Genomic DNA, 25,481 nt, shown 5'->3' with positions numbered 1-25,481 from the left:
GCCGTCACGCCGCGTCAAGGCGGGAAAGCGTGCCTTGACCCGGCGTGACGGCCGCTGATGCGGCTGCGTATCGGGTCGGCAGGGGGGTGTGCTCGGTTGGGTTGTCTGGCCGAGGGCAGGCGGGTGGTTGCTGGAGCTTCGGCCGGTGGTGGGAGGGTGGTTGCTCGAGCTCCGGCCGACGGCAGGCGGGTGGTCGCCGGAGCTCCAGCCGGCGGCAGGTGGGTGGTCGCCACTAAACCAACCCCGACCAAAGTCGTACCCAACGCAATACCTGAGGATGCCGCCCCGCCAACACGGCCCCCGGTACCCTGCGAAAAGCGAAACACCAAATCCGACGTAGGGGGTACAGGCCGTGCACATCGACCAGTGGCTGGAGGCGATCCCGCCGATCTCGGTGTACCTGATCGTCGGCGCGGTGATCATGATCGAGAGCCTCGGTATTCCCCTGCCCGGCGAGGTTGTGCTGGTCAGCGCCGCCCTGCTCACCGTCACCCACCCCAGCCTCAGCCCGTTGTGGGTCGGCGTTGTGGCCAGTGCCGGCGCCATCGTCGGCGACAGCATCGGCTATCTGATCGGGAAAACCGGGGGGCAACGGCTGTTCGCCTGGGCCGGCCGGAAATTCCCGAAGCACTTCGGGCCGACGCACATCGCCAACGCCGAGCGGATCTTCAACAAACGGGGCATGTGGGCCGTTTTCTTCGGCCGGTTCATCGCGTTCCTGCGCATCCTCGCCGGCCCGCTCGCCGGGTCGCTGCGCATGCACTACCCGAAGTTCCTGATCGCCAACGCGCTCGGCGGCATCGCCTGGGCGGGCGGCACGACCGCCCTCATCTACTACGTCGGCGAGGTCGCCGAGAAGTGGCTCGGCAACTTCTCCAAGTACGGCCTGGTGGCCGCCGTCGTGATCGGGGCCGTGGTCTTCGTCGTCATGAAGAAGCGGCTCGGCCGCCACCACCCGGAAGAGGAAAAGCAGGAAGAGACCGCCGCCTAAACCGCGGCGAGCTCCCGCTTGGGTGCCGGCCGGAGGGAGCCGAGCAGCACCCCGGCGATCACGACGACCGCGGCGCCGACCTCCAGCCAGGTCGGCCGCTCGCCCAGGAACACGAACGACGCCGTCAGCCCGACCACCGGCACCAGCAGCGAGAACGGCGACACCACGCCGGCCGGGTTGCGGCGCATCAGCGTCGTCCACAGGCCCGATCCGACGACCGTGCCGATCAGCACCACGTACGCCAGCCCGCCCAGTGCGGTCAGCCCGGTCGGCGTCCCGAGCGTCGTCAGCGAGCGCCACTGCGCCGCCGGGCCCTCCATGACCAGCGAAAGCGCGAACATCGGCAGTGGCGGCACCACCGACATCCACAGCGTGAAGTGCAGCGGGTTGTCCGGCTCGGCCTTGCGCGTGCTCAGGTTGCCGAACGCCCAGCTCAGCGCGGCCAGCAGGGTCAGGACCATCGGCAGCAGCGCCGCGTTCCCGGACCGCTGCCACGCGATCGCCGCCATCCCGGCCACCGCCAGCGCGATGCCCGCCAGCTGGTGCGGGGTGACGCGCTCGCGCAGGAACACCGCGCCGAGCAGCACGGTGAACGGCGCCGACGCCTGCAGCACCAGCGACGCCAGCCCGGTCGGCATCCCGGTGTCCATCGCGATGAACAGGAACGCGAACTGCCCGGTGCCGAAGCCGAGGCCGTAGCCGAGCAGGTGCCGCACCTTCACCTTCGGCCACGGCACGAACAGGATCGTCGGGACGGCGATCACGGCGAACCGCAGCGCACCCGCGAACACCGGCGGGAACTGGCCGAGCGTGGCGTGGATGGCCAGGAAGTTGAGTCCCCAGAGGACGGCGACGAGCACGGCGAGCAAACGGTCACGAGCGGGCATACCTCCACTGTGACAACGCCGACCGTGAAGGACCAGCGAGAATATCTGCACCGACCTTGTAGCTCTGCTTCAAGTACAGTGACGGCGTGGATCTGGGCCGGCTGCGCACGCTGCGGGAGTTCGCCGACCGCGGGAGCGTGACGGCGGCCGCGCGGGCGCTGCACTGCACGCCGTCCGCCGTCTCGCAGCAGCTGCGTGCCCTGCAGAGCGAGGTCGGCCTGCCGCTCACCGAACCGGCGGGCCGGGGCCTGCGGCTGACCGACGCGGGCCGGGCGCTGGTCGCCCGCGCCGACGAGGTGCTCGCCGCGCTCGAGCGGGCCGAGTCCGAATTGGACACCTACCGCAGCGCGCCGCGCGGGCGGGTGCGGATCGCGATCTTCCAGTCGGCCGGGCTGATGCTGCTGCCGGGGCTGCTCTCGCGCGTCGCCGGGTACGACGGCCTGGAGGTCGACGTCCGGGACGTCGACATGACGCCGCCGGAGGTGCCCGGCCTGGTCGCGGACTACGACATCGTCGTGGCGCACCGCGACGAGCACGCGCCGGAGTTCGACTCCGGCCGCCTCGAGGTGGTGCCGCTGCTGCGCGAACCGCTCGACGTCGCGCTGCCGGCCGGGCACCGGCTGGCGAGCCGTCGCCGCGTCGAGCTGTCCGAGCTGGCGGACGAACGCTGGATCGGCGTCGACCACGGCTTCCCGGTGGACGACGTGCTGCGCTCGCTGACCGTCCGCACCGGCGTGCGGCCGGTCGTCGTCCAGCGGATCAACGACTTCCGGATCACCGAACGGCTGGTCGCGGCCGGCCACGGCATCGCGCTGGTGCCGCGCTACACGATCGACACCCGCCGGGGCAGCGGCCTGGTGAGCAGGCCGCTGGCCGGTATCCGCGCGGCCCGGCTGGTGGAGGCGGTGTGCCGCACCGGCGCGCTGCAGCGACCGGCCGTGGCCAAGGTGATCGACGAACTGCGCGCGGAGATCGCCCAGCTCACCGCTTGAAACCGCGCAGGTGGGCCAGTGCGATGCCCAGCGCGTCCTCCAGTGCCGTGAGGTCGTGCCGGATGTGCGCCAGCAGCAGTCCACCGTGGACGGACGTCATCGCCGCCTGCGCGAGCCGCGCCGGGTCGGCGCCGGGGTCGAGCTCGCCCTTGTCCTGCAAGGCTTTCAGCCCACGCTCCAGGTGGGACTCCCACGTCCGGTACGCCCGGTCGACCAGGGGCGCGAGCTTCGGGTTGTCGCCCACCTCGCCGGCGAGGTTGCCCAGCGGGCAGGCGACCGGCTTGCCCGCGCGGCGGTGGACGTCCAGCAGCTGCTCGGTCCAGGTCTCGAGATCGGCCCAGGAAGCGAGCGTGAAGATCGCCGGCTGGTTGCCGAGGACCTGCTCGACGTACCGGTCGATCACGGCCTCGACCAGCTGTTCCTTGTTCTTGAAGTAGTGGTACATCTGCGATTTCCCGGCCCCGCTCGCGGCGAGCACCTTGTCGACGCTCGTGCCCGCGACGCCGTCGACGTACATCAGCGCGGCCGCGGCGTCGACGATCGCCTCGCGGGTCCGCTTGCCGCGTGGGGTCGAAGCTGCTTGCGCCTCCATGTACTGAATAGTACAGTTCGGCTCACTGTACCGATCAGTACAATGAGCTAGGGGGATCCATGACGCTCGACAACGCCTTGGCCGGGCTCAACGACCAGCTCCGGAGCGCGCTGCCGCCGGAAATCGCCGAAATCCTCGAAGCGGACCGGCGCCGCGCCGCCGGGACGGCGTTCGCCGCGGAAGGCGACAAGGTCGAGGACTTCACGCTGCCGGGGGCCGACGGAACGCCGGTCGGCCTGGGCGAGCTCGTCGCCGACGGACCTGCGGTGCTCGTCTTCTACCGCGGCCAGTGGTGCCCGTACTGCAATCTGACCTTGCGCACCTACCAGCAGGAACTGCTGCCCGAGCTGGCGCGCTTCGGGGCGAGGCTGGCCGCGATCAGCCCGCAGCGCCCGGACGGCCCGGTGCCGGACCTGGCGTTCCCCGTGCTCTCGGACGCCGGCAGTACGGTCGCGCGGCGGCTCGGGCTGAGCTACCCGGTTTCCGCCCCGGTGCGGGAGGCGATGGTGACTCTCGGCACCGACCTCGAGCAGGTCAACGGCACGTGGGAGCTGGTCCACCCGGCGGTGCTCGTGGTCGATCGGGACCGCGTGCTCCGGTTCGTCGACGTCCACCCGGACTTCGTCACCCGCACCGAGCCGGGTGACATCCTGGAAGCCGTTAAGTCGATTTGACCGCTTCAGGGGGTCCGGGTGGCGGAGCCCCCGGCCCGGGGCGAAGCCCCGGTTGTCACAGCGCTGTGCCGCACCCGGTAGGTGATCACCGAACCCAGGATCAGGGCCACGGCCAGGGAGAGCAGCAGGCTGATCCCGGGTTCGGTGACGATCCGGCCGCCGGCGTAGCCGAGGAAGGCCACGTACGACGTCCAGAGTGTGACGCCGACGGCCGAAGCGGTGAAGAACTCCGCCATCGGCCACCGGAGCGATCCCGCGAGGAGGGCGCCGATCGTCCCGCCCGACGGCAGCCAGCGGGCTGCCACCAGCACCGGCCGGGGGTGGCGCTGCAGCCGCCCGTCGAGCCAGCCGAGGCCGGCGGCGAACTTCCGCCGCCGGCTCAGCCGGTCCAGCGCCGCCCGGCCACCGAACCGGCCGAGGGCGTAGAGCGCCTGGTCGGACGCCAGGCACCCGGCACTCGCCACGGCGATCACCAGCGCCAGCGACGTCCCGCCCTGCGCCGCTCCGATGCCCATGCCGAGGATGGTCACCTCGGTGGGCAGCAGCGGCACGAGCGCGACGACGAACAGCACCAGCAGTCCCGCCGTCGATCCGTCCACACCTCCATTAACCGCTCACCCGCGGCGGAGCACTCCCGATCACCGGGGACTCACAGCAACCCGACAGCTCGTCCACAGGCTCCGCGAAACCATGCCAGGAGTTGTCATGGTTCGGCGCGAACGTGGTCGTCATGAGCACACTTTCCGGAAAAACCGCACTGGTGGCGGGTGGCACGCGCGGCGCGAGCCGGGCGATCGCGGTCGAACTGGGCCGTGCGGGCGCGTTCGTGTACGTCACCGGGCGCACGACCCGCGCCGGACGGTCCGAAGTGGACCGTCCCGAGACGGTCGAAGAGACGGCGGAGCTGATCGAGAAGGCAGGCGGCCGGGCGGAGGCGGTCCGCGTCGACCACCTGGTGCCGGCCGAGGTCGAGGCACTGGCCAAGCGCATCGACCACCTCGACATCCTCGTCGACGGCCTCTGGGGCGGCGACCAGCACCTGGGCTGGGGCAAGCCGGTGTGGGAGCACGATCTCGAGGCGGGCCTGCGGATGATCCGCCTCGGCATCGACGCGCACCTGATCACCAGCCACTTCCTGCTCCCGCTGCTGATCAAGCGGCCGGGCGGCCTGGTCGTCGAGCTGACCGACGGGACGGCCGAGTACAACGCGAAGTACCGCGAAGGCACTTCGCTGCCCTTCTACCTGGCGAAGGCGTCGGCGCACCTGCTGGCGATCGGCGAGGCGGCGGAGCTGGCCGCGCACGGCGCGACCGCGGTCGCCTTCACCCCGGGCTACCTGCGGTCGGAGGCGATGCTGGAGAGCTACGGCGTGACCGAGGAGAACTGGCGTGACGCCTGCGAGCGCGTCCCGCACTTCGAGATCTCGGAGACGCCGACGTTCTGCGGGCGCACGGTGGCCGCCCTGGCGGCGGATCCGGCGCGGGAGCGGTGGAGCGGCCAGACGGTGAGCAGCGGCCAGCTGGCGAAGGAGTACGAGGTGGACGACGTCGACGGCAGCCGGCCGGACGCCTGGCGGTACATGACGGAGGTGGCCGACGCGGGCAAGCCGGCGGACACCACCGGCTACCGCTGACCGTTGCGGGCGGCCAGTTCCGCGCCGATCGCGGCCAGCGCCGCCCGCAGCTCCGGTGGATCCAGCACCTCGACCCCGGGGCTCAACGCGACCAGCTGACCGAGGCCGATGTCACCGTCCTCCAGGGCGAGCTCGGCCTCGGCCCAGCCGTCCGCTTCCGGCGGGCCCAGCGAGACCACCGTGTCCGCCAGGTGTTCCCCGCCGAACACCCGCCGCAGCTCCCGCACCGCCGCCGGGGCCAGCCGGGCGCGCGCCCGCACCGGCCGCGCGACCTGCTCGAACGTGGCCGACGACGCCCGCCACCACGCGGGCAGGTCGAAGTCCGGCGGCCGGTCGAACGTGGTGTCCTGCGCGGCCGCGGTCAAGATCCGCGACACGCGGTACGTCCGCAACGCGTCGTCCGGCACCACCCGCGCCACCAGGTACCAGACGCCCGCCTTCAGCACGAGCCCCAGCGGCTCCAGCTCCCGCGTCGCCACCTTGTCCCGGCGCCGGTAGGAAACCGACAGCCGCTGCCGGGACCACACCGCCTCGACGACCGTCGCCAGCGCCGGCGGCTCGTCCGCGGAGCCGAACCAGCCCGGCGCGTCCAGGTGGAAGCGGCCGGCGACCAACGCCGCTTGTTCCCGCAGCTCGGCGGGCATCCCGGCGGAGACCTTCGCCCGCGCCGCGCTGCTCGCCGTGTCCAGGCCGAGGCCCGCCAGCGCGGAGGGGACCCCCAGCGCGAACAGGGCGACGGCCTCACGCGCGGTGAGGCCGTCGAGCCCGGAGCGCCAGCCGTCGACCAGCCGGAAGCCGCCGTGGCGGCCCTGCTCCGTCCACAGGGGAACGCCCGCCTCGCGCAGCGCCGCGAGGTCGCGGTGCATCGTCCGCTCGGAGACGCCCAGTTCGGCGGCGAGCTCGGCGGCGGTCGCGCTGCGCCGCCGTTGCAGCGTGAACAGCAGCGCGACCAGCCGCTCCGCCTTCACCGGTTGGCGCGGTTCACCGCCGAGACGACCGCCCGCAGCGACGCCGTGACGATCGACGGGTCGATGCCGATGCCCCAGAACACGCGGTCCGAGATCGCGCACTCGATGTACGACGCGGCGCGCGCGTCGTCGCCCGGGGAGAGCGTGTGTTCGCTGTAGTCCAGCAGGCGCAGGTCGTACCCGACCGTCGTCAGCGCGTCGAAGAACGCCGCGATCGGGCCGTTGCCGCGACCGGTGATCTCGTGCTCGTCGCCCTCCACGCGCACGGTCGCGGTGATGTCGTACTCGCCGTCGCCGTTGTCGCGGACGTGCTGGCGGACCAGCTCCAGCGGCGTCTTCAGCTCCAGGTACTCGGCCGAGAAGGCGTTGTACATCGTCGTCGGGTCGACCTCGCCGCCCTCGGCGTCGGTGTAGCGCTGGATGACCTTCGAGAACTCGATCTGCAGCCGCCGCGGCAGGTCGAGCTGGTGCTCGGCCTTCATGATGTAGGCGACGCCGCCCTTGCCGGACTGCGAGTTCACCCGGATCACGGCCTCGTACGTGCGGCCGACGTCCTTGGGGTCGATCGGCAGGTACGGGACCTCCCACGGGTACTCGTCGACCGGTACGCCCGCCTTGTCGGCGGCGTCCTTCAGCGCGTCGAGGCCCTTGTTGATCGCGTCCTGGTGGCTGCCCGAGAACGCGGTGAAGACCAGGTCGCCGCCCCACGGCGAGCGCTCGCCGACCGGCAGCTGGTTGCAGTACTCGACCGTCCGCTTGATCTCGTCCATGTCGGAGAAGTCGATCTGCGGGTCGATGCCCTGGCTGTAGAGGTTCATGCCCAGCGCGACCAGGTCGACGTTGCCGGTGCGCTCGCCGTTGCCGAACAGGCAGCCTTCGATCCGGTCCGCGCCGGCCTGGTAGCCCAGCTCGGCGGCGGCGATGCCGGTGCCGCGGTCGTTGTGCGGGTGCAGCGACAGGATCACCGAGTCGCGGCGGGCCAGGTTCCGGCTCATCCACTCGATCGAGTCGGCGTAGACGTTCGGCGTCGCCATCTCGACGGTCGCCGGCAGGTTCAGGATCACCGGCTTCTCCGGCGTCGGCTGCCAGATCCCGGTGACGGCGTTGCAGACCTCGAGCGCGTAGGACAGCTCGGTGCCGGTGTAGGACTCCGGCGAGTACTGGAAGCGGAAGTCGGTGTCCGGCTGCTTCGCGGCCAGCTCGACGACCATTTCCGCGGCCTGCGTCGCGATCTTCTTGATGCCTTCGCGCTCCTCGCGGAAGACGACGCGGCGCTGCAGGATCGAGGTCGAGTTGTAGATGTGGACGATCGCGCGCGGCGCGCCTTCGAGCGACTGGAAGGTCCGCTCGATCAGCTCGGGACGGCACTGGGTCAGCACCTGGATGCTGACGTCGTCCGGGATGGCGTGGTCTTCGATGATCTCGCGGACGAAGTCGAAGTCCGTCTGCGACGCCGCCGGGAAGCCGACCTCGATCTCCTTGTAGCCCATGCGGACCAGCAGGTCGAAGAACTTGCGCTTGCGCGCCGGCGACATCGGGTCGATCAGCGCCTGGTTGCCGTCACGCAGGTCGACGGCGCACCACAGCGGCGCGCGCTCGATGCGCTTCTCGGGCCAGGTGCGGTCGGGCAGGTCGATGTTCTCGACCAGGTCGTACCAGGGGCGGTAGCGGTGCACCGGCATGGACGTGCCGCGCTGGGTGTTCCAAGCGGGCTGGCCGGCGGGCGCGGGACGAGAAGGTTTGCGGATCTTGCTCATGGGATTTGGGGTGTCTCCAGCTCGACGGGTGCGACCGGCACCACGAAGCCCCGCGACGGGGAGCCGGTCCGGTCAGGCCCCGTCGCGGCAGCGAAGCAGGAGAGCACGCGCCACGGCCCCACCATAACCACGGAACGCTGCGTGAGGGAAGCCGGGCCGTGCCGCAACTGTTACCCGGATGGTTACTTGTGGGTAGCAATCGGCTGGGTGGCGTGCGAAACTGCGGGCATGGGTGAGCACGCAGAGTCGTCGGAGGAGACGCGCGTCTCCCGCCGCGCCGCCGTCGACTGGCGCCGGACCGGGGGCAAGGTCGCCTCGGTGCTGGCGTCGATCGTCCGCTGGGTCGGGCTGGTCTTCGCCGCGTTCCTGGTGATCCACGTGATCTTCACGGTCGGCTCGGCCAACCCGGACAACGGCATCGTGTCGTTCGTGAAGTCCTGGGCGGACAGCCTGGCACTCGGTTTCAGCGACCTGTTCACGCCGAGTGACGAGAAGCTGCGGGTGCTGGTGAACTACGGCATCGCGGCGATCTTCTGGATGGTCGTGTCCGGGATCCTGGCCAAGGTCATCCGCCGCGTGGGTGGCGCTTCCTGATTTCGCGGTGATCACGATCGGCACGGGCTCGTAACGCACTGTCGCCGCCGATCGACTTCAGCACGCCGGAAGGAGTGCTGATCATGTCCGTTTCCCAGCCCGCCGCGGCTCAGCCGAGTGTGCTCGCCCGTCTCGGGAGCCGTTGGTACTTCGTCGTCACGATCGCCACCGTCGGGCTGTTCGCGTGGGTTCCCTTCGTGCACGCCGCCGTCCGCCTCGGGCGGAAGCCGCTCTACGCGCGTGCGGCGATCTTCGGTGCCGTTGCCGCGGTCATGTTCACCCTGCTGTCGCTGGCGCCGAAGGACGACACGGGCAAGACGGTCGGCACCACGGGGAACCTGCTCACCTCGATCGCCGCGATCGCCGGCCTCGTCGTGGTGGTGGTCGCCTGCGTCCAGCAGGTGAAGCTGCGCCGGGAACTCCTCGGCCTGGCTCCGGCCGAGCGGCCCGGAGAAGACCCGGCGCTCGCCACCGCGCTCGCGGCGCGGGAGCGTCGGGCCGAGGCGCGCAAGCTCGTCGCGAGCGACCCGCTCATCGCCCGTGACCTGCGGATCGGCCGTCCCGACCTGGAACGCGACTACGACGACGGCGGTCTCGTCGACCTCAACAACGCGCCGGCGGCCGTCATCGCGTCGGTCTGCGGGCTCGACGCCGCCACTGCCGAAGCGATCGCCGACATCAGGACGACCGTCGGCGGGTTCGCCGCCGTCGACGACGTCGCCACCGTGGTGCCCTTCGCTGCCCTCGACCGCGTGCGCGACCGCGCTGTCGTCCTGCCGGCTTAGAGCGCGGGCTTGCCCCACTGGTCGGTGAAGGCGAACTCCTCGAGCGGCAGCCGCACCCGCTCCGCCTTCTCCCGCTCGATCCGCCAGTCCTCCGCCAAGACCTCCGGCGCGCCCGGCTTCCCGACGGCGATCGCCACCTTCGGGACGGCGTCGGCCGGCAGGCCGAAGGACGAACGAACCGCGTCCGGCGAAAACCCCGCCATCTGGTGGGCGATCAACCCCAGCTCGACCGCCTGCAGCACGAGGTTCTCCGACGCCAGCCCCAGCCCGTACTCGGCGTAGGGCACCGCACCCTTCTCGTTCGTCGTCACCATGACGCCGATCAGCAGCAGGCTCGCCCGGTGCGCCCAGGCCTGGTTGCCCGAGTTCAACGACCTCAGGATCGCGTCGAACGCCGGCGTCCCGCGGACGCCCACCAGGTAGCGGGCCGGCTGGGTGTTGCCGAACGACGGTGCCCAGCGGGCCGCCTCCAGCAGCGCGCGTACCTGCTCGTGGGTGACGACGGCTGACTCGTCGTAAGCCCGCGGGCTCCACCGTTCCGCCATCAGGGTTGCGATCGGGACGCTCGTCACTGCTGGTTTTCGCACGGCCAAGACGTTACCTCTGAGTGCTGTGCATCACTCCGGAGGAAGGGCTCCGCGCATTTCGTTGGTGTTGCGGAAGATTTACATCCACGACACCCGCGGGACGAGTGAGCCCCACGTCAAGAGGGTGGCGGGCCGCCCTGGCCCCGGTAGGCTCCAGTTCAAATCATGGGACGCGGGGGCTCCTCGGTGCCCACCAGGGAGCCGCCCGGCCCGCGAGGAGGTTCGGGCGTGGCCCTCGTGGTCCAGAAGTACGGCGGATCGTCGCTGGAAAGTGCCGACCGGATCAAGCGCGTGGCGGAGCGGATCGTCGCGACGAAGAAGGCGGGCAACGACGTCGTCGTCGTCTGCTCGGCGATGGGTGACACCACCGACGAGCTGCTCGACCTGGCGCAGCAGGTCAACCCGGCGCCGCCGGAGCGGGAAATGGACATGCTGCTCACCGCCGGTGAGCGCATCTCGAACTCGCTGGTCGCGATGGCGATCGCGGCCCAGGGCGCCGAGGCGTGGTCGTTCACCGGTTCCCAGGCCGGCGTCGTCACGACGTCGGTGCACGGCAACGCGCGCATCATCGACGTCACCCCGAGCCGCGTCACCGAGGCCCTCGACCAGGGCTACATCGCGCTGGTGGCGGGCTTCCAGGGCGTGGCGCAGGACACGAAGGACATCACCACGCTGGGCCGCGGCGGCTCGGACACCACCGCCGTCGCGCTGGCCGCCGCGCTGAACGCCGACGTCTGCGAGATCTATTCCGATGTGGACGGTGTGTACACGGCCGACCCGCGGGTGGTGCCGGACGCGAAGAAGCTCGACACCGTCACCTACGAAGAGATGCTCGAGCTCGCCGCGAGCGGGTCGAAGATCCTGCACCTGCGGTCGGTCGAGTACGCGCGCCGCTACGGCGTCCCGATCCGAGTCCGTTCTTCCTACAGTGACAAGCCGGGCACGACGGTGACCGGTTCTATCGAGGAGATCCCCGTGGAACAAGCCCTGATCACCGGTGTGGCGCACGACCGCTCCGAAGCCAAGATCACGGTGACCGGGGTGCCGGACACCACCGGTGCCGCGGCCCGGATCTTCCGCGTGATCGCCGACGCCGAGATCGACATCGACATGGTGCTGCAGAACGTGTCCAGCACCGTCTCCGGCCGCACGGACATCACCTTCACGCTGTCGAAGGCCAACGGCGCCAAGGCCGTCAAGGAACTGGAGAAGGTCAAGGAGGAGATCGGCTTCGAGTCGGTCCTCTACGACGACCACGTCGGCAAGGTGTCGCTGGTCGGCGCCGGGATGCGCTCGCACCCGGGTGTCACGGCGACGTTCTGCGAAGCGCTGGCGGAGGCCGGCGTCAACATCGAAATCATCAACACCTCGGAGATCCGCATCTCGGTGCTGATCCGGGACGCGCAGCTCGACGACGCCGTGCGCGCGATCCACGAGGCGTTCGAACTCGGCGGCGACGAAGAAGCCGTCGTCTACGCGGGGAGTGGTCGCTGATGGCCGGAGGGCTGCGGGTCGGGGTGGTCGGCGCGACCGGCCAGGTCGGCGCGGTGATGCGCAAGCTGCTGGCGGAGCGGGAGTTCCCGGTCGCCGAGCTCCGGTACTTCGCTTCGGCGCGCTCGGCGGGGTCGAAGCTGCCCTGGCGCGACACCGAAATCACCATCGAAGACGCGTCCACGGCGGACCCGTCCGGTTTGGACATCGCGCTGTTCTCCGCGGGCGGCTCGACGTCGAAGGCGCAGGCCCCCCGGTTCGCCGCGGCGGGTGTCACGGTGATCGACAACTCCTCGGCGTTCCGGATGGACCCGGACGTGCCGCTGGTCGTCAGCGAGGTCAACCCGGAAGCCGTCAAGGAGGCGCGGAAGGGGATCATCGCAAACCCCAACTGCACCACGATGGCCGCGATGCCGGTGCTGAAGCCGCTGCACGACGAGGCCGGGCTGGTCCGGCTGGTGGCGTCGACGTACCAGGCGGTGTCCGGCAGCGGGCTGGCCGGCGTCGACGAGCTGGCGGGCCAGGTGAAGGCGGCCGCCGAGCACGCGGCGCTGCTGACCCACGACGGTGCGGCGATCGAGTTCCCGAAGCCGGAGAAGTACGTCCGCCCGATCGCCTTCAACGTCCTCCCGATGGCCGGGTCCATTGTGGACGACGGCGAGCTGGAGACGGACGAGGAGAAGAAGTTCCGCAACGAGAGCCGCAAGATCCTGAGCATCCCTGGCCTCGGCGTCTCGTGCACCTGCGTGCGCGTGCCGGTGTTCTCGGGGCACTCGATCTCGGTGAACGCGGAGTTCGAGCGGCCGCTGTCGGTGGCGCGCGCGACGGAGCTGCTCACGCACGCCGCCGGGGTCGAGCTGTCGGAGGTCCCGACCCCGCTCCAGGCAGCGGGCAACGACCCGAGCTACGTCGGCCGCATCCGGGTGGACCAGGGTGTCGAGGGCGGCCGCGGGCTGGCGCTGTTCATCTCCAACGACAACCTGCGCAAGGGCGCGGCGCTCAACGCCGTGCAGATCGCCGAGCTGGTGGCGCAGCAGCTGTAGACCACAGTGGACAACTGAAAACTCGCTTGGCCGGTTCGCGGTGCCCGGGGGATCCTGGGCACCGCGAAACGCTTATCAGGGGAGGAAACCATGTACACCGCTGTCGAGGGGGCCCGCGTCCCGATCCGGATGTGGGCGGATCCCGCGTCGGTCGAAGACCAGGCCATGCGGCAGCTGCACAACGTCGCGAACCTGCCGTGGGTGCACGGCGTCGCCGTGATGCCCGACGTCCACTACGGCAAGGGCGCGACCGTCGGCAGCGTCATCGCCATGCGCGACGCCGTCTCGCCGGCCGCCGTCGGGGTCGACATCGGGTGCGGGATGAGCGCCGTGCGGACGTCGCTCACCGCCGCCGACCTGCCCGAAGACCTCGGGAAGCTGCGCCGGCGCATCGAAAGCGCCGTCCCGGTCGGCTTCGGGCTGCACAAGACGCCGGTGAACCCGGCGAAGGTGCACGGCGTCGGCGGCTGGGACGCGTTCTGGAAGCAGTTCGGCGAACTGCACACCGGCGTCCAGGACCTGCACGACCGGGCCGCGCGGCAGATCGGGAGCCTCGGCGGCGGGAACCACTTCATCGAGGTCTGCCTCGAGCAGGGCGGTCCCGACGAGGGCCGGGTCTGGCTGATGCTGCACTCGGGTTCGCGCAACATCGGCAAGGAGCTGGCCGAGCGGCACATGGCCGTCGCGCGCAAGCTCCCGCACAACGCCGACCTGCCCGATCCGGACCTCGCGGTGTTCGTCGCCGGCACGCCGGAGATGCAGGCCTACCGGCGCGACCTGTTCTGGGCGCAGGACTACGCGGCGCGCAACCGCGCCACGATGGTCGCGCTGGTGAAGCAGGCCGTGCGCGACGAGCTCCCGCAGGTGAGCTTCGACGACGCGATCTCGTGCCACCACAACTACGTCGCCGAGGAGACCTACGACGGCGTCGAGCTGCTCGTCACCCGGAAGGGCGCGATCCGCGCCGGCTCGGGTGACCTCGGGATCATCCCGGGCAGCATGGGGACCGGTTCGTACATCGTCCGCGGGCTCGGCAACGAGTCCTCGTTCCGGTCGGCGTCGCACGGCGCGGGCCGCCGGATGTCGCGGAACAAGGCGAAGAAGCTGTTCACCGCCGAGGACCTCGCGGTGCAGACGGCCGGCGTCGAATGCCGCAAGGACTCCGGCGTGGTCGACGAGATCCCGGCGGCGTACAAGGACATCGAAACGGTGATTCGCGCGCAGACGGACCTGGTCGAGGTCGTGGCGCACCTCAAGCAGGTGGTCTGCGTCAAGGGCTGACGGTACCTTTGGCGCCATGACGAGGGGTGGAATCACGGCCGCGTTGCTGGCCGCGGCGGGCTTGCTGCTGAGCGGGTGCGCCGAGGTCGGCAACGCGGTCGACCAGGGGAGCCGGACGGTCGACAAGGTCGGTGTGTGCGCCGAGGCACTCGGGCTCGCCGACCTGAACCCGCTGGTCGACCCGGCCAAGTTCAAGGCGCGCGCCGAGGACAAGGAGCGGCGGCTGCGCGAGCTGGCGGGGAACGTCCAGGACCAGGACGTCAAGAACGCGCTGCTCGGCATGGCCGACTCGTACGTCCAGGTGCAGAAGGAACGCATCGAGGACGCCGGCGTCGTCGCCCAGTGGGTGCAGCGCAACGTCAAGAAGCTCGACGCGCTCCGCGCCGCCTGCAGCTGACGCACCCTCCGCTCCCAAGCGCCCCTTGGGGCGCGCTAGCTGCAGCTTTCGGCCATGGCCGGTCGCTCCGGGGCGGGGGCCGGAGCGCGGCGGCGCAGCAGGCCGGCCGAGGCGAGCACCAGGCCGCCGAGCCCGGCCGCGGCGAACCCCCACTCCGGGCTCGAGTGGTCGATCGCGAAGCCGACCACCGGGCCACCCACGGCCAGGCCCATCCGGGTGAACGCGTCCTGCAGGCCCATCGCCTCGCCGCGGACCTGCGCCGGGGCGAGCCTGCTGACCGTCTCGGTCGTGGCCGCGAGCGTCGGCGCGCAGAGCAGGTTGGTCGGGACCAGCACCAGCATCAGCAGCCACCACGGGTGGTCCGCCAGGCCGACCGGCACCACCAGCAGCGCGAGCAGCAGCATCAGCACGCCCTGCGGCAGCGACCGCTTCGCCGCGCCGTGCACGATGCCGCCGAGGATCGACGCCGCGCACATCACCGCGATGACCAGCCCGGTCACGCCGAGCTCGCCGTTCGCGCGCAGGGCCGCCAGCGTGGCCAGCTCGGTGCCGACGAGCACGAACAACGCGCCGCCCGCGATCAGCAGCGTCCCCAGCAGCCTGCCGGTGAGCCAGCTCCGCAGCGGCGGCCGGGGGCCGAGCTCTTCCGCCGTGCCCGCGCCCTCGCGGATCGGCGGGTCGACCAGCCAGATCAGGAACGCCGTGCCGCCGAACAGCACGCCGAGCGCGGTCAGCGTCCACGTCGGGGCGAACGCGGTGATGGCCGCGATGCCGGCCGCCGGGCCGATCATGAACGTCGCTTCGATCGAGATGGTGTCGAGCGAGTAGGCCGCCCGGCGCTCCTCGAGCGGCACGAGCGTGGCCAGGACCTGCCGGGCCAGCGAGCCCGCCGGCACCGAAAGCATCCCGGCCGGGACCGCGACCACGGCGAGCGCCTCGAACGGCAGGTGCGGGGCGGCGACCCAGAACACCGTCGTGCCGATCCCGCAGACCGCGACGACCGGGCGCAGCCCGTACCGGTCGAAGCAGCGGCCGAGCAGCGGCGCGCCGAGCGCCATCCCGAGCGTGACGCCGCCGCCGACCAGCCCGGCGGCGCCGTAGCCGCGGCCGAGGCCGGTGACGATGTACAGCGTCATCAGCACGCCGTTCATGGTCATCGGGAGGCGCGCCAGGAACATCAGGGCCATCGTCGAGGGGACGCGGGGCACGGAAAGCACCCGGCGGTAGGGCTGCAGCGGCACGTCCCCGATGAGAACCCAAGTTGGTACGCGCGTGCAACATATTTCCGCCCACGCTCCTCTGGTGCCGGACAATTATGAGAGTTACTCTCACTTGGTAGTTGCTACCAAGTGGGGGTCACTATGACTCAAGTGCATCCACGCAGGTGGTGGGCGCTCGCCGCGCTCGCCGTGAGCCTGCTGACCATCGGCCTCGACCTGACCGTGCTCAACGTCGCCGTCCCGACGCTGGCCGTCGACCTCGGCGCCACGACCACCCAGCTGCAGTGGTTCGGCAACGCCTACACGCTGGCGCTCGCCGCGCTGCTGCTGCCCGCGGGCCTGCTCGGCGACCGATTCGGCCCGAAGAAACTGCTGCTCGGCGCGCTCGCGGTGTTCGGGCTGGCGTCACTGTGGTGCGCCTACGCCGGGTCTCCGGGCGAGCTGATCGCGGCCCGGGTCGGGCTCGGCGTCGGCGCCGCGTTCCTCATCCCGCTCTCGCTCTCGCTGCTGAACATCCTGTTCCCGCCGCAGGAGCGGGCGAAGGCGCTGACGACGTGGGTGATGGCCATGTTCGTCGGCATCCCGCTCGGGCCGCTGCTCGGCGGCTGGCTGCTCGACCACTTCGCGTGGGGCTCGGTGTTCCTCATCAACGTCCCGCTGACCGCGGTCGGCGTCGTCGCGGTGCTGTTCCTCGTGCCGCTGACCCCGGGCAACGGCGGCGGGCGGATCGACTACCCGGGCATCGCGCTGTCGACGGCCGGGCTGGTCTCGCTCACCTACGGTTTCGTCCACGCCGGCGAGCACGGCTGGACCGATCCGGTGACGTACGGCCTGATCGCACTGGGTGCCGCGCTGCTGGCGCTGTTCTGCTGGGCCCAGACGCGGGTGGCCGCGCCCCTCACCGACCTCGCGTTGTTCCGCGAGCCGCGGTTCGTCTGGGGTGCGGTGCTCGCCACGGTGGCGTCCTTCGCGCTGATGGGCCTGTTGTTCGTGCTGCCGCAGCTGTTCCAGGCGGTGCAGGGCGCGGACGCGCTGCAGACCGGCGTGCGGCTGCTGCCGCTGATCGGCGGGATGCTGGTGGCGGCGAAGCTCGCCGAGCGGCTGGTCGCCGTCGTGGGCGTGCGCGCGGTCGTCGCGGGCGGGTTCGTGCTGCTCGCGGGCGGGCTGGCCTGGGGTTCGACGACGTCGCCGTCGGGTGGTTACGGCGCCACCGTCGGCTGGGAGCTCGTCATCGGCCTGGGCACCGGCTCGACGCTGCCGCCGCTGATGACGATGGCGATGGGCGCGCTCACCGAAGGCCGTTCGGGGGCCGGTTCGGCGCTGATCCAGGTGCTGCGGCAGGTCGGCGGCACGATCGGGGTCGCGGTGCTGGGCACGGTGCTCAACGGCGGCTACCGCGACGGCGTCGACGTCGACGGCCTGCCCGCGCCGGTCGCCGACGCGGTGCGCGGCAGTGCCTCCGCGGCGGTCGCCGTCGCCGGGCAGCTCCACCGGCCCGGGCTGGCCGCGTCCGCGCGGGCCGCGTTCACCGGCGGGATGACCGCGACGCTGTGGGTGTGCGCCGGGCTCGGCGTGGCCGGGGCGCTGCTCGCGCTGGTGTTCCTGCCCGGCCGGGCGGCGGCCGGAGCGGAGCGGCCAGAATCGGAGCATGACGTCGTCGCCATCTGAGCCCACCGGACTGCGCGAGCGGAAGAAGGCCAGGACGCGGGCCGCGATCCAGCGGCACGCGTTGCGGCTGTTCCACGAGCAGGGCTACAGCGCCACGACGGTCGACCAGATCGCGGCCGCGGCGGAGATCTCGCCCAGCACCTTCTTCCGGTACTTCCCGACGAAGGAGGCGACGGTGCTCTACGACCCGTTCGACCCGCTGCTCATCGAGGCCGCGGTCGCGCAGCCGCCCGAGCTGAGCCCGATCGGTGCCCTGCGGGCGACCATGGATTTCATCCGCGAGCAGCTGCCGGCCGGGGAGTGGGAGCGGGAACGCCAGCGGCAGGCGCTGGTGTTCCGGGAGCCGGAGCTGCGCAGCGCGGTGATGGACAAGTTCGCCGAGGGCATCGACGTGCTGGCCGGGCTGGCGGCCCGCCGCACCGGCCGCGCCGCGGACGACTTCGAGGTCCGCAACTGGGCGGGTGCGGTGGTCGGCGTGGTGCTGGCCGCGTTCCTGGGCGCCGCGGCGGACCCGGAGGCGGACACGTTGGTGATCGTCGACCGGGCCGTCGCCCACCTGGACGCCGGGCTGCCGCTCTGAATCACGGAATTGATTTCGCATTTCCGCCGCCACCTCGGGGGGAAACCGTGTGGGTGGCGGGGTGAGCGTGGGGGACGCCCCCATCTGGAGCAGTCGAGACACGCGGTCCGACGGAGTGATGAAGCCAAACGATCACCGTTTACACTCGTGTGGGTTACCCAACTGTTCCATAGTGGACGGATGCTACCAGCGGTGATGCTCGGAATCGGTCCGGGTGATCTTCAGAGGGATGGGCAAGGTTTCGCGGTTAATCCAATGCGGGCCAGTTCACTTCATTCAAATCCGGCACGTAAGGGTGTTAAACCTCCCGAACCGGTGATCGGGTGGCTTATCTCCGACACGGGGGGTATCGATTTAACCCGTCAGGTCTCGCGAGGCCAGGAGGTAAGGAATGAAAGCCAAGTTCGGGCGATCCATCGCCCTGGTAGCCGCCGGCAGTCTGCTGGCGGTGGCGACGGCGGGGATCGCGTCGGCGAGCCCGGAAGGGGGCAAGGGTTCCTCCAGCACCCAGGCCCTCGCCGCGCAGGTGCTCCAAATGCGTGACGACCTCACCAAGGTGGCCTACGCGGGCAACGTCGGTGCCACGCGGGCGGACCTGGGCCAGTTGAGCCCGGTGCTCGCGGACATCGCCGCCGGCAAGCGCTACACGATCCAGACCGAGACCGGTCAGCTGGCCGGCTTGGCCAAGGGCCGCGCCGACGAGTCCACCCGGCTCCTGGCCGACCCGACGGCGAAGGCGCGCCAGCTGCCGCCGTTGCCGCTGCCGATCCCGTCGCTGCCGGACCTGCCGGGGCCGCTGAAGATCGTCAGCGACCTGGTCAAGGCCCTGCTGGCCGCCGTCACCGGGATCCTGGGCGGGTTGCTCGGGGGTCTGCCGGTACCGCCGCTGCCGGTGCCGCCGTTGCCGGTCCCGGGTTCGTAGCCACCGCAGGAAACAGGGGGGCCCGGAGCCCGGCCGCGGACATTCCTCCGCGCCGGGCTCCGGGTCTGTTACGCGCGGCCCGGCCGGGGTCCGCGCCGCGGCCCCCGGCCAGTCTCAGTTCACTTTGGACAGTCCTTGCCGCAGGGCGCCGGCCATCTCCGCCAGTGCCTCCCGGAACCGCGTTCCCACCCCGGTGAAGTTGATGAACCCGTGGATCAGGTCCTCGTGCCGCCGCAACGCCACCTCGACCCCCGCCTCGCGCAGCTTCTGCGCGTACGCCTCGCCCTCGTCGCGCAACGGGTCGAACCCCGCCGTCACCACCAGGGCCGGCGGCAGCCCGCTCAAGTCCTCCGCGTGCAGCGGCGACAACCGCGGGTCCGTCAAGTCCGTGCCCGGAGGCACGTAGTGCCCCTCGAACCACTTCATGTGCGCGTCCGTCAAGAACAGGTTCTCGGCGAACAGGTCCTGCGAGCGGTAGCGCCGCGCGAAGTCGGTCGCCGGGTAGATCAGCAGCTGGAACGCCGGCGCCGGACCGCCGCGGCGCACCGCCTGCTGGGCCGTCACCGCGGCGAGGTTGCCGCCCGCGCTGTCGCCGCCCACCGCGATCCGGTCCGGGTCCGCGCCCAGGTCGGCCGCCTTCGCCACGGCGTACTCGAACGCCGCCAGTGCGTCCTCCGTCGCCGCCGGGAACGGGAACTCCGGGGCCAGCCGGTACTCGATCGACAGCACCCGCACCCCGGCGTGCTTGGCCAGGAAGCGGACGGCGTTGTCGTGGCTCGCGCGCGTCCCGATCACCCAGCCGCCGCCGTGGAAGAACACCAGCAGCGGTGACCGCTCGGGCAGCCCGACCGGCGTGTACAACGTCGACGGCAGGTCGCCATCGGGCGTCGGCACCGCGATCTCCCGCACCGAAACCGGCTCGATCGGCTTGCCGCTGACCAGGCGCCTGCCCGCGTCGAGCAGGGCCCGCGACTGCTCCACCGAGCCCTGCACCAGCTCGGCTCGAGCGATCCTCTGGAGCCGCAGGAGAAGCTGGGCGTCGAGCGCGAGGTCCTGGCCGTCGATCCGGACGGTCCGGCCCGCGACCGCCCGCCGCACCGGGGTGGGCAGCCAGAACGCGAGCTGCGACGCCGCCGCTTGGGCACGGACCGGGAGCGGGATCGCCATGGTTCCTCCATCAGCGTGGGAGCGTGCCCTGGAGGTTACTTGCCAGTAGGTACCTGGTCCAGTTGTGACCAGCACCTCGGTCCCAGAGTCTGGTCCTCCAGTTAAGTAGAGGGGTTAGCCTGAAAACGTGACTTCAGCCAGGACGATCAACGTGCTCGGGATCGGCGGCTCTCTGCGCGAGGGCTCCCAGTCCGAACGTGCGCTGCAGATCGCGCTCGAAGGCGCGGCGGAGGTGGGCGCCCGGACCAGGCTGATCCCCGGCCCGGAGCTCGTGCTGCCGTTCTACGACGCCGGCGTCCCGGAACGCGACGAGCGCGCCACCCGGCTGGTGGAGGCCATCCGGGAGGCCGACGGGCTCATCGTCGTCTCGCCCGGCTACCACGGCGCGCTGTCCGGCCTGGTCAAGAACGCCCTGGACTACGTCGAGGACCTGCGCGAAGACCGCCGCCCCTACCTGGACGGCCGCGCGGTCGGCCTCGCCGCCGTCGCGTACGGCTGGCAGGCCGCGGTGACCACGCTCGAGCAGCTCCGCACGATCACGCACGCCCTGCGCGGCTGGGCCACCCCGCTGGGCGGTTCGATCAACTCGGCCGAGACCAAGTTCGACGAAGCCGGCGGCGCGTCCGACGAGAAGAGCGTCCGCACCCTTCGCCTGATCGGGCGGCAGGTCGCCGAATTCGCGGTGACGCGCACCGCATGACGTTTGGCCTGGTGGCCGCCGGGTAACAAAACTGACGTGATGCCTGCCATGTGGGGGCACCGTTCCGCGGGTGCGGGATGTTGTGCCCAGTGAGACGCTCGCTGAGGAGCGTCCGAGACAGAAGGCAGGCTGAGCATGGGTCAGGCGATCTACACCGCGGTGGCAACGGCGCGCGGCGACGGCCGCAACGGCGAAGTGACGTCCTCCGACGGCGTCATCGACGAGTCGCTGGCCATCCCGAAGGAGATGGGCGGCCCGGGTGGCGACAAGACCAACCCCGAGCAGCTGTTCGCCGCCGGTTACTCGGCCTGTTTCCACAGCGCCCTGCAGCTCGTCGCCCGCCAGGCGAAGGTGACGCTCACCGGCTCGACCGTGACCGCCGAGGTCAGCGTGCTCAAGCAGGAGGTCGGGTTCGGCCTCGGCGTCGCGCTGAACGTCTCGCTGCCCGGTCTCGAGCAAGGGCAGGCCGACAAGCTGGTCGAGCAGGCCCACCAGGTCTGCCCGTACTCCAACGCGACCCGCGGCAACATCGAGGTCGCGCTCTCCGCCACCGTCTGACCCGGCACCCCGGTCCGAACCAGGAGCAGGAAAGGATCCGCCAGATGAGCAAGTCTCCGATCAAGAGCCCGCTTTCCGAAGCCGACAAGGAGATCACCGGCAACGCACTGCAGGCGACGCTGGTCGACCTGGTCGACCTCTCCCTCATCGCCAAGCAGGCGCACTGGAACGTCGTCGGCGCGAACTTCCGCAGCGCGCACCTGCAGCTGGACGAGCTCGTGAACACCGCGCGGCAGTACGTCGACGAGGTGGCCGAGCGCGCCAACGCCATCGGCGTCTCGCCGAACGGCAAGGCCAAGACCGTCGTCGAGAGCTCGGGCGCGCCGGACTACCCGGACAACTGGCAGTCCGTGGAGTCCACGGTCGCCGCGATCGTCGACATCCTCGCGACGCTGATCGAGCGGCTGCGAGCCCGCATCGACGAGACCGACAAGAGCGACCTCGTCACGCAGGACCTGCTGATCGAGATCACCCGGGCGCTGGAAGAGGCGCACTGGATGTGGCAGGCGCAGCAGGCCTGATTTTCCCACCAAAGGGGCCGTTCCGGACGGGACGGCCCCTTTCGCGTGCGCGGGGCCAGTACGTTCGGTGGCATGGTCTTGCATCAGGGGAACGCCGAGAGCCCGGACCGCGCAGGCGGGACGAATCCGTTCTACGCCGGGACGAACCCGGCACTGGCGGCGGCCTTCGTCATGCCGCACGACAAGCTGCGCGACGACCCGCTGCCGCCGGACACCGCGCTGCAGCTCGTGCGCGACGAGCTGATGCTGGACGGCAACGCCCGGCTCAACCTCGCCACGTTCGTCACGACGTGGATGGAACCGCAGGCGCGCGAGCTGATGGCCGAGTGCGTCGACAAGAACATGATCGACAAGGACGAGTACCCGCAGACGGCCGAGCTGGAGCGGCGCTGCGTGAACATCCTCGCCGACCTCTGGCACGCGCCGGATCCCGCGGACGTCATGGGCTGCTCGACGACCGGGTCGTCGGAGGCCTGCATGCTCGCCGGGATGGCGCTGAAGCGGCGCTGGGCCAAGCTCGGGCGCACCGGCAAGCCGAACCTGGTGATGGGCGCGAACGTCCAGGTGTGCTGGGAGAAGTTCTGCGAGTACTGGGAAGTCGAGCCACGGCTGGTCCCGATGGACGGCGACCGCTACCACCTCACGGCCGACGAGGCGGTGGCCCGCTGCGACGAGAACACGATCGGCGTGGTGGCGATCCTCGGCTCGACGTTCGACGGCAGCTACGAGCCGGTCGCGGAGATCGCGGCGGCCCTGGACACCCTGCAGTCCCGTTCCGGGTGGGACATCCCGGTGCACGTCGACGGCGCGTCGGGCGCGATGATCGCCCCCTTCCTCGACCCGGACCTGGAGTGGGACTTCCGCCTGCCGCGGGTGGCGTCGATCAACACCTCGGGCCACAAGTACGGGCTGGTGTACCCGGGCGTCGGCTGGGTGCTCTGGCGCGACAAGGCGGCGCTGCCGTCCGAGCTGGTGTTCAACGTGAACTACCTCGGTGGCGACATGCCGACGTTCGCGCTCAACTTCTCCCGCCCGGGCGCCGAGGTCGCGGCCCAGTACTACACGTTCGTCCGGCTCGGCCGCGAAGGGTTCCGGGCGGTGCAGCAGGCTTCGCGGGACGTCGCCGTGCACCTGTCGGACGGCATCGCCGCCCTCGGGCCGTTCTCCTTGCTGACGCGGGGCGACCAGCTGCCGGTGTTCGCGTTCACGACCCGCCCGGACGCGGGCTTCGACGTCTTCGACGTCTCACGAAGGCTGCGCGAGCGCGGCTGGCTGGTGCCGGCGTACACGTTCCCGGAGAACCGGACGGACCTGGCGGTCCTGCGCATCGTGGTCCGCAACGGCTTCACGCACGACCTGGCGGACCTGCTGCTGGCGGACCTGGCGCGGGTACTGCCGGAGCTGGCAGCGCAGGGCGGCCGCCCGAAGGACCCGGCGAAGGCGACCGCGTTCCACCACTAGTGCCAGGACTTGGCGCGGGCGTACTGGTCGGGCCACCGGACGTCCGCGCCGAGCGCGTTCGCCGCGCGCAGTGGCCAGTGCGGGTCGCGCAGCATCGCCCGGGCGAGGAACACCGCGTCGGCCTGCTCGCCGGCGATGACGGCCTCCGCCTGGTGCGGGTCGGTGATCATGCCGACCGCGCCGGTCGGCAGGCCGGATTCGGCGCGGATGCGCTCGGCGAACGGCACCTGGTAGCCCGGGCCGACGGGGATGTCCGGGTGCGGGGTGTTGCCGCCGCTCGAGGTGTCGATGAGGTCGATCCCGCGCTCGCCCAGCAGCTTCGCCAGCCGGACGGAGTCCTCGACCGTCCAGCCGCCGTCGGTCCAGTCGGTGGCGCTCAGCCGGGCGAAGAGGGGGACGTCCGTGGTGGCGCGCACCGCGTCGGCGATCTCCAGCGCGAGCCGGGTGCGGCCGTCGAAGTCGCCGCCGTAGCGGTCGGTGCGGGTGTTCGACAGCGGCGAAAGGAACTGGTGCACCAGGTAGCCGTGCGCGAAGTGCAGCTCGAGGACGTCGAAGCCGGCGTCGACGGCCCGCCGGGCCGCCTTCGCGAAGGCCTCGGGCAGCGCGGCGACCTCGTCGGTGGTGAGCGGCCGCGCGGGAGCGTAGGGGCCGAAGGGCTGTGCGTCCGCTCCGACGCTCGGCCAGCCGCCGTCTTCGGGCGGAACACTGCCCTGGCCCTCCCACGGCCGCCGGGTCGAGCCCTTGCGGCCGGCGTGGGCGAGCTGCATGCCGATGGCGGTGTCCTGGCCGTGGACGAAGGCGACGATCCGCCGCCACGCCTCGGCCTGCTCGCCGGTCCAGATGCCGGTGTCCTGCGGGCTGATCCGGCCTTCGGGGGTCACCGCGGTGGCCTCCGTGAGCACCAGCCCCGCGCCACCGGCGGCGAACTGGCCGAGGTGGACGAGGTGCCAGTCGCCGGGCAGGCCGTCGGTGGCGGAGTACTGGCACATCGGCGAGACCCAGGCGCGGTTGGGCAGGGTCAGTCCCCGGACGGTGATCGGGCTGAAGAGTCGGCTCACGGGAGGAGCAACGACACGTGCCTGTGGTCTCTTCCCGTCGCCAAGGCCGTCTACCCGCGGGTAACCTCGCTCACATGGGTGTCGCTGCTGACGAACGCCGGGCGCTGAGTGCGCTCTTCGAAGAACTCGGGCCGGACGCACCGACGTTGTGCGAAGGCTGGACCACGCGCGATCTCGCCGCGCACCTCGTCGTGCGGGAGCACCGGCCCGATGCCGCTCCCGGCATCATCGTGCCCGCGCTCGCCGGGTACACGCGGAAGGTCCAGGACCGGTACGCCGCGAAGCCGTGGGCGGCGCTGGTCGGGCAGGTGCGGACCGGGCCGCCGAAGTTCTGGCCCACCGCGATCGGCCCGCTCGACGAGCTGACCAACACCGCCGAGTTCCTCGTGCACCACGAAGACGTCCGGCGCGCGCAGGACGGCTGGGAGCCGCGGCCCGCGGACCCGACCAGGGACGCCGCCGCCTGGAAGTCGGCGAAACAGGCCGCCAAGCTGAACCTCCGCAAGTCACCTGTCGGCGTGACGCTGCGCACGAAAGACGGCCGCGAGGCCGTCGTCAAGACCGGACCCGATCCGGTGACGGTCGTCGGGGCGCCGGTCGACCTGCTGCTGTTCGTGTTCGGCCGGGACGCCGTCGACCTCGACTTCGAGGGTGACGCGGCCGCGGTCGGCCGGCTGCAGGCGGCGAACCGGGGCATCTAGGCTCGCGGCGTCCCACCTAGCGCAGGAGCCGCCATGCCGATGATCAGCGTTGCCATGTTCCCCGGCCGCACCCCGGCCCAGAAGAGCGCACTGGTCCGCGAGCTGACCGACGCCTTCGTCCGCACCTGCGGCGGCAAGCCCGAGGGGGTCCAGGTGACGCTGGTCGAGATCGGCGCCGACCACTGGGCTTCCGGCGGCGTCCTGTACTCCGATCGCTGAACCCGCCGGGAGGCCGGACCGGCCTCCCGGCGGA

Annotated in this window: 28 protein-coding genes; 19 read left to right on the top strand and 9 right to left on the bottom strand. The window is 71.2% G+C overall.

The window, feature by feature from the left end; translation table 11 throughout:
• The first annotated feature begins 352 nt into the window (after positions 1-352).
• Complete coding sequence (locus ACWEGE_RS19005) at positions 353-991, top strand: DedA family protein (protein WP_449661746.1); 639 nt, start codon at positions 353-355, stop codon at positions 989-991.
• Here ACWEGE_RS19005 and ACWEGE_RS19000 read toward each other — a convergent pair.
• Positions 988-1,878: an EamA family transporter gene (locus tag ACWEGE_RS19000; RefSeq protein WP_449661745.1), complete on the bottom strand. Its 891-nt coding sequence runs from the start codon at positions 1,876-1,878 to the stop codon at positions 988-990. The two genes, ACWEGE_RS19005 and ACWEGE_RS19000, sit on opposite strands and share 4 nt — an antisense overlap.
• An 86-nt stretch (positions 1,879-1,964) precedes the next feature.
• On the opposite strand from ACWEGE_RS19000, the gene ACWEGE_RS18995 reads away from it, so the two are divergent.
• A complete protein-coding gene (locus ACWEGE_RS18995; protein ID WP_449661744.1) occupies positions 1,965-2,870 on the top strand; it encodes a LysR family transcriptional regulator in 906 nt (301 codons plus the stop codon).
• On the opposite strand, the gene ACWEGE_RS18990 is transcribed toward ACWEGE_RS18995, so the two are convergent.
• Positions 2,860-3,462, bottom strand: coding sequence for a TetR/AcrR family transcriptional regulator (locus ACWEGE_RS18990; protein ID WP_449661743.1), 603 nt, complete (start codon positions 3,460-3,462; stop codon positions 2,860-2,862). The genes ACWEGE_RS18995 and ACWEGE_RS18990 overlap by 11 nt on opposite strands.
• Before the next feature lie 59 nt (positions 3,463-3,521).
• Between ACWEGE_RS18990 and ACWEGE_RS18985 the strand changes: the two genes are divergently transcribed.
• Positions 3,522-4,136 carry a peroxiredoxin-like family protein gene (locus ACWEGE_RS18985; protein ID WP_449661742.1) on the top strand — a complete coding sequence of 205 codons (615 nt, stop codon included), beginning with the start codon at positions 3,522-3,524 and terminating at the stop codon, positions 4,134-4,136.
• A gap of 5 nt (positions 4,137-4,141) precedes the next feature.
• On the opposite strand, the gene ACWEGE_RS18980 is transcribed toward ACWEGE_RS18985, so the two are convergent.
• Positions 4,142-4,735 carry a DedA family protein gene (locus ACWEGE_RS18980; RefSeq protein ID WP_449661741.1) on the bottom strand — a complete coding sequence of 198 codons (594 nt, stop codon included), beginning with the start codon at positions 4,733-4,735 and terminating at the stop codon, positions 4,142-4,144.
• 131 nt (positions 4,736-4,866) lie between these two features.
• On the opposite strand from ACWEGE_RS18980, the gene ACWEGE_RS18975 reads away from it, so the two are divergent.
• Positions 4,867-5,769, top strand: coding sequence for an SDR family oxidoreductase (locus tag ACWEGE_RS18975; RefSeq protein ID WP_449661740.1), 903 nt, complete (start codon positions 4,867-4,869; stop codon positions 5,767-5,769).
• Here ACWEGE_RS18975 and ACWEGE_RS18970 read toward each other — a convergent pair.
• Both ACWEGE_RS18970 and leuA read right to left on the bottom strand, forming a co-directional pair.
• Complete coding sequence (locus tag ACWEGE_RS18970) at positions 5,760-6,737, bottom strand: helix-turn-helix transcriptional regulator (RefSeq protein WP_449661739.1); 978 nt, start codon at positions 6,735-6,737, stop codon at positions 5,760-5,762. The genes ACWEGE_RS18975 and ACWEGE_RS18970 overlap by 10 nt on opposite strands.
• Complete coding sequence (gene leuA / locus ACWEGE_RS18965) at positions 6,734-8,494, bottom strand: 2-isopropylmalate synthase (protein ID WP_449661738.1); 1,761 nt, start codon at positions 8,492-8,494, stop codon at positions 6,734-6,736. The genes ACWEGE_RS18970 and leuA overlap by 4 nt, the downstream gene beginning before the upstream one ends.
• Before the next feature lie 228 nt (positions 8,495-8,722).
• On the opposite strand from leuA, the gene ACWEGE_RS18960 reads away from it, so the two are divergent.
• A complete protein-coding gene (locus ACWEGE_RS18960; protein ID WP_449661737.1) occupies positions 8,723-9,088 on the top strand; it encodes a hypothetical protein in 366 nt (121 codons plus the stop codon).
• Positions 9,089-9,171: 83 nt separating this feature from the next.
• Positions 9,172-9,873, top strand: coding sequence for a helix-hairpin-helix domain-containing protein (locus tag ACWEGE_RS18955; RefSeq protein WP_449661736.1), 702 nt, complete (start codon positions 9,172-9,174; stop codon positions 9,871-9,873).
• Here the strand turns inward: ACWEGE_RS18955 and ACWEGE_RS18950 are convergent.
• Positions 9,870-10,460, bottom strand: coding sequence for a nitroreductase family protein (locus tag ACWEGE_RS18950; protein WP_449661735.1), 591 nt, complete (start codon positions 10,458-10,460; stop codon positions 9,870-9,872). The genes ACWEGE_RS18955 and ACWEGE_RS18950 overlap by 4 nt on opposite strands.
• Positions 10,461-10,688: 228 nt before the next feature.
• Between ACWEGE_RS18950 and ACWEGE_RS18945 the strand changes: the two genes are divergently transcribed.
• The 4 genes from ACWEGE_RS18945 to ACWEGE_RS18930 all read left to right on the top strand — a co-directional run bounded on the left by ACWEGE_RS18945 (position 10,689) and on the right by ACWEGE_RS18930 (position 14,672).
• A complete protein-coding gene (locus ACWEGE_RS18945) occupies positions 10,689-11,954 on the top strand; it encodes an aspartate kinase (RefSeq protein WP_449661734.1) in 1,266 nt (421 codons plus the stop codon).
• The gene (locus ACWEGE_RS18940; protein ID WP_449661733.1) at positions 11,954-12,994 is read left to right on the top strand and encodes an aspartate-semialdehyde dehydrogenase; all 1,041 of its coding nucleotides are present in this window, start codon (positions 11,954-11,956) and stop codon (positions 12,992-12,994) included. Before ACWEGE_RS18945 ends, ACWEGE_RS18940 begins: the two co-directional genes overlap by 1 nt.
• A gap of 90 nt (positions 12,995-13,084) precedes the next feature.
• The gene (locus tag ACWEGE_RS18935; protein WP_449661732.1) at positions 13,085-14,275 is read left to right on the top strand and encodes an RtcB family protein; all 1,191 of its coding nucleotides are present in this window, start codon (positions 13,085-13,087) and stop codon (positions 14,273-14,275) included.
• Between the two features lie 16 nt (positions 14,276-14,291).
• The gene (locus ACWEGE_RS18930; RefSeq protein ID WP_449661731.1) at positions 14,292-14,672 is read left to right on the top strand and encodes a hypothetical protein; all 381 of its coding nucleotides are present in this window, start codon (positions 14,292-14,294) and stop codon (positions 14,670-14,672) included.
• Positions 14,673-14,707: 35 nt separating this feature from the next.
• On the opposite strand, the gene ACWEGE_RS18925 is transcribed toward ACWEGE_RS18930, so the two are convergent.
• Positions 14,708-15,850, bottom strand: a complete 1,143-nt coding sequence (locus ACWEGE_RS18925) for an MFS transporter (protein WP_449661762.1) — start codon at positions 15,848-15,850, stop codon at positions 14,708-14,710.
• Between the two features lie 192 nt (positions 15,851-16,042).
• On the opposite strand from ACWEGE_RS18925, the gene ACWEGE_RS18920 reads away from it, so the two are divergent.
• The 3 genes from ACWEGE_RS18920 to ACWEGE_RS18910 all read left to right on the top strand — a co-directional run bounded on the left by ACWEGE_RS18920 (position 16,043) and on the right by ACWEGE_RS18910 (position 19,062).
• A complete protein-coding gene (locus tag ACWEGE_RS18920; RefSeq protein ID WP_449661730.1) occupies positions 16,043-17,560 on the top strand; it encodes a DHA2 family efflux MFS transporter permease subunit in 1,518 nt (505 codons plus the stop codon).
• On the top strand, positions 17,541-18,140 hold the full coding sequence (locus ACWEGE_RS18915) for an acyl-CoA-like ligand-binding transcription factor (protein ID WP_449661729.1): 600 nt from the start codon (positions 17,541-17,543) through the stop codon (positions 18,138-18,140). The genes ACWEGE_RS18920 and ACWEGE_RS18915 overlap by 20 nt, the downstream gene beginning before the upstream one ends.
• A gap of 391 nt (positions 18,141-18,531) precedes the next feature.
• The gene (locus tag ACWEGE_RS18910) at positions 18,532-19,062 is read left to right on the top strand and encodes a hypothetical protein (RefSeq protein ID WP_449661728.1); all 531 of its coding nucleotides are present in this window, start codon (positions 18,532-18,534) and stop codon (positions 19,060-19,062) included.
• Between the two features lie 114 nt (positions 19,063-19,176).
• On the opposite strand, the gene ACWEGE_RS18905 is transcribed toward ACWEGE_RS18910, so the two are convergent.
• The gene (locus tag ACWEGE_RS18905) at positions 19,177-20,229 is read right to left on the bottom strand and encodes an alpha/beta hydrolase (protein WP_449661727.1); all 1,053 of its coding nucleotides are present in this window, start codon (positions 20,227-20,229) and stop codon (positions 19,177-19,179) included.
• Between the two features lie 151 nt (positions 20,230-20,380).
• Here ACWEGE_RS18905 and ACWEGE_RS18900 point away from each other — a divergent pair, with 151 nt between their 5' ends.
• The 4 genes from ACWEGE_RS18900 to ACWEGE_RS18885 all read left to right on the top strand — a co-directional run bounded on the left by ACWEGE_RS18900 (position 20,381) and on the right by ACWEGE_RS18885 (position 23,469).
• Positions 20,381-20,929, top strand: coding sequence for an NADPH-dependent FMN reductase (locus ACWEGE_RS18900; protein WP_449661761.1), 549 nt, complete (start codon positions 20,381-20,383; stop codon positions 20,927-20,929).
• Between the two features lie 135 nt (positions 20,930-21,064).
• A complete protein-coding gene (locus tag ACWEGE_RS18895) occupies positions 21,065-21,487 on the top strand; it encodes an organic hydroperoxide resistance protein (RefSeq protein WP_449661726.1) in 423 nt (140 codons plus the stop codon).
• Between the two features lie 44 nt (positions 21,488-21,531).
• On the top strand, positions 21,532-22,008 hold the full coding sequence (locus ACWEGE_RS18890; protein WP_449661725.1) for a Dps family protein: 477 nt from the start codon (positions 21,532-21,534) through the stop codon (positions 22,006-22,008).
• 72 nt (positions 22,009-22,080) lie between these two features.
• Entirely contained in the window at positions 22,081-23,469 is a 1,389-nt protein-coding gene (locus ACWEGE_RS18885) for a glutamate decarboxylase (RefSeq protein WP_449661724.1), read from the top strand.
• On the opposite strand, the gene ACWEGE_RS18880 is transcribed toward ACWEGE_RS18885, so the two are convergent.
• On the bottom strand, positions 23,466-24,527 hold the full coding sequence (locus ACWEGE_RS18880) for an NADH:flavin oxidoreductase/NADH oxidase (protein ID WP_449661723.1): 1,062 nt from the start codon (positions 24,525-24,527) through the stop codon (positions 23,466-23,468). The genes ACWEGE_RS18885 and ACWEGE_RS18880 overlap by 4 nt on opposite strands.
• 74 nt (positions 24,528-24,601) lie before the next feature.
• Here ACWEGE_RS18880 and ACWEGE_RS18875 point away from each other — a divergent pair, with 74 nt between their 5' ends.
• Positions 24,602-25,228, top strand: coding sequence for a TIGR03085 family metal-binding protein (locus tag ACWEGE_RS18875; protein ID WP_449661722.1), 627 nt, complete (start codon positions 24,602-24,604; stop codon positions 25,226-25,228).
• 33 nt (positions 25,229-25,261) lie between these two features.
• A complete protein-coding gene (locus ACWEGE_RS18870; RefSeq protein WP_191312711.1) occupies positions 25,262-25,447 on the top strand; it encodes a tautomerase family protein in 186 nt (61 codons plus the stop codon).
• The last annotated feature ends 34 nt before the right edge of the window (positions 25,448-25,481 follow it).

Source organism: Amycolatopsis sp. NPDC004747, assembly GCF_053601335.1.
Note: the sequence above shows the minus strand (reverse complement) of the source record. Positions and strands in the feature narration are given on the sequence as shown.

Excerpts from the sequence above, each read along its gene's own strand:
- ACWEGE_RS18905 (WP_449661727.1), bottom strand. The coding sequence starts at position 20,229 with ATGGCGATCCCGCTCCCGGTCCGTGCCCAAGCGGCGGCGTCGCAGCTC.
- ACWEGE_RS18975 (WP_449661740.1), top strand. The coding sequence starts at position 4,867 with ATGAGCACACTTTCCGGAAAAACCGCACTGGTGGCGGGTGGCACGCGC.
- ACWEGE_RS18960 (WP_449661737.1), top strand. The coding sequence starts at position 8,723 with ATGGGTGAGCACGCAGAGTCGTCGGAGGAGACGCGCGTCTCCCGCCGC.
- ACWEGE_RS18940 (WP_449661733.1), top strand. The coding sequence starts at position 11,954 with ATGGCCGGAGGGCTGCGGGTCGGGGTGGTCGGCGCGACCGGCCAGGTC.
- ACWEGE_RS18875 (WP_449661722.1), top strand. The coding sequence starts at position 24,602 with ATGGGTGTCGCTGCTGACGAACGCCGGGCGCTGAGTGCGCTCTTCGAA.
- ACWEGE_RS18930 (WP_449661731.1), top strand. The coding sequence starts at position 14,292 with ATGACGAGGGGTGGAATCACGGCCGCGTTGCTGGCCGCGGCGGGCTTG.
- ACWEGE_RS18990 (WP_449661743.1), bottom strand. The coding sequence starts at position 3,462 with ATGGAGGCGCAAGCAGCTTCGACCCCACGCGGCAAGCGGACCCGCGAG.
- ACWEGE_RS18915 (WP_449661729.1), top strand. The coding sequence starts at position 17,541 with ATGACGTCGTCGCCATCTGAGCCCACCGGACTGCGCGAGCGGAAGAAG.
- ACWEGE_RS19000 (WP_449661745.1), bottom strand. The coding sequence starts at position 1,878 with ATGCCCGCTCGTGACCGTTTGCTCGCCGTGCTCGTCGCCGTCCTCTGG.
- ACWEGE_RS18895 (WP_449661726.1), top strand. The coding sequence starts at position 21,065 with ATGGGTCAGGCGATCTACACCGCGGTGGCAACGGCGCGCGGCGACGGC.
- ACWEGE_RS18935 (WP_449661732.1), top strand. The coding sequence starts at position 13,085 with ATGTACACCGCTGTCGAGGGGGCCCGCGTCCCGATCCGGATGTGGGCG.
- leuA (WP_449661738.1), bottom strand. The coding sequence starts at position 8,494 with ATGAGCAAGATCCGCAAACCTTCTCGTCCCGCGCCCGCCGGCCAGCCC.
- ACWEGE_RS18885 (WP_449661724.1), top strand. The coding sequence starts at position 22,081 with ATGGTCTTGCATCAGGGGAACGCCGAGAGCCCGGACCGCGCAGGCGGG.
- ACWEGE_RS18985 (WP_449661742.1), top strand. The coding sequence starts at position 3,522 with ATGACGCTCGACAACGCCTTGGCCGGGCTCAACGACCAGCTCCGGAGC.
- ACWEGE_RS18890 (WP_449661725.1), top strand. The coding sequence starts at position 21,532 with ATGAGCAAGTCTCCGATCAAGAGCCCGCTTTCCGAAGCCGACAAGGAG.
- ACWEGE_RS18925 (WP_449661762.1), bottom strand. The coding sequence starts at position 15,850 with ATGTTCCTGGCGCGCCTCCCGATGACCATGAACGGCGTGCTGATGACG.
- ACWEGE_RS18910 (WP_449661728.1), top strand. The coding sequence starts at position 18,532 with ATGAAAGCCAAGTTCGGGCGATCCATCGCCCTGGTAGCCGCCGGCAGT.
- ACWEGE_RS18870 (WP_191312711.1), top strand. The coding sequence starts at position 25,262 with ATGCCGATGATCAGCGTTGCCATGTTCCCCGGCCGCACCCCGGCCCAG.
- ACWEGE_RS18955 (WP_449661736.1), top strand. The coding sequence starts at position 9,172 with ATGTCCGTTTCCCAGCCCGCCGCGGCTCAGCCGAGTGTGCTCGCCCGT.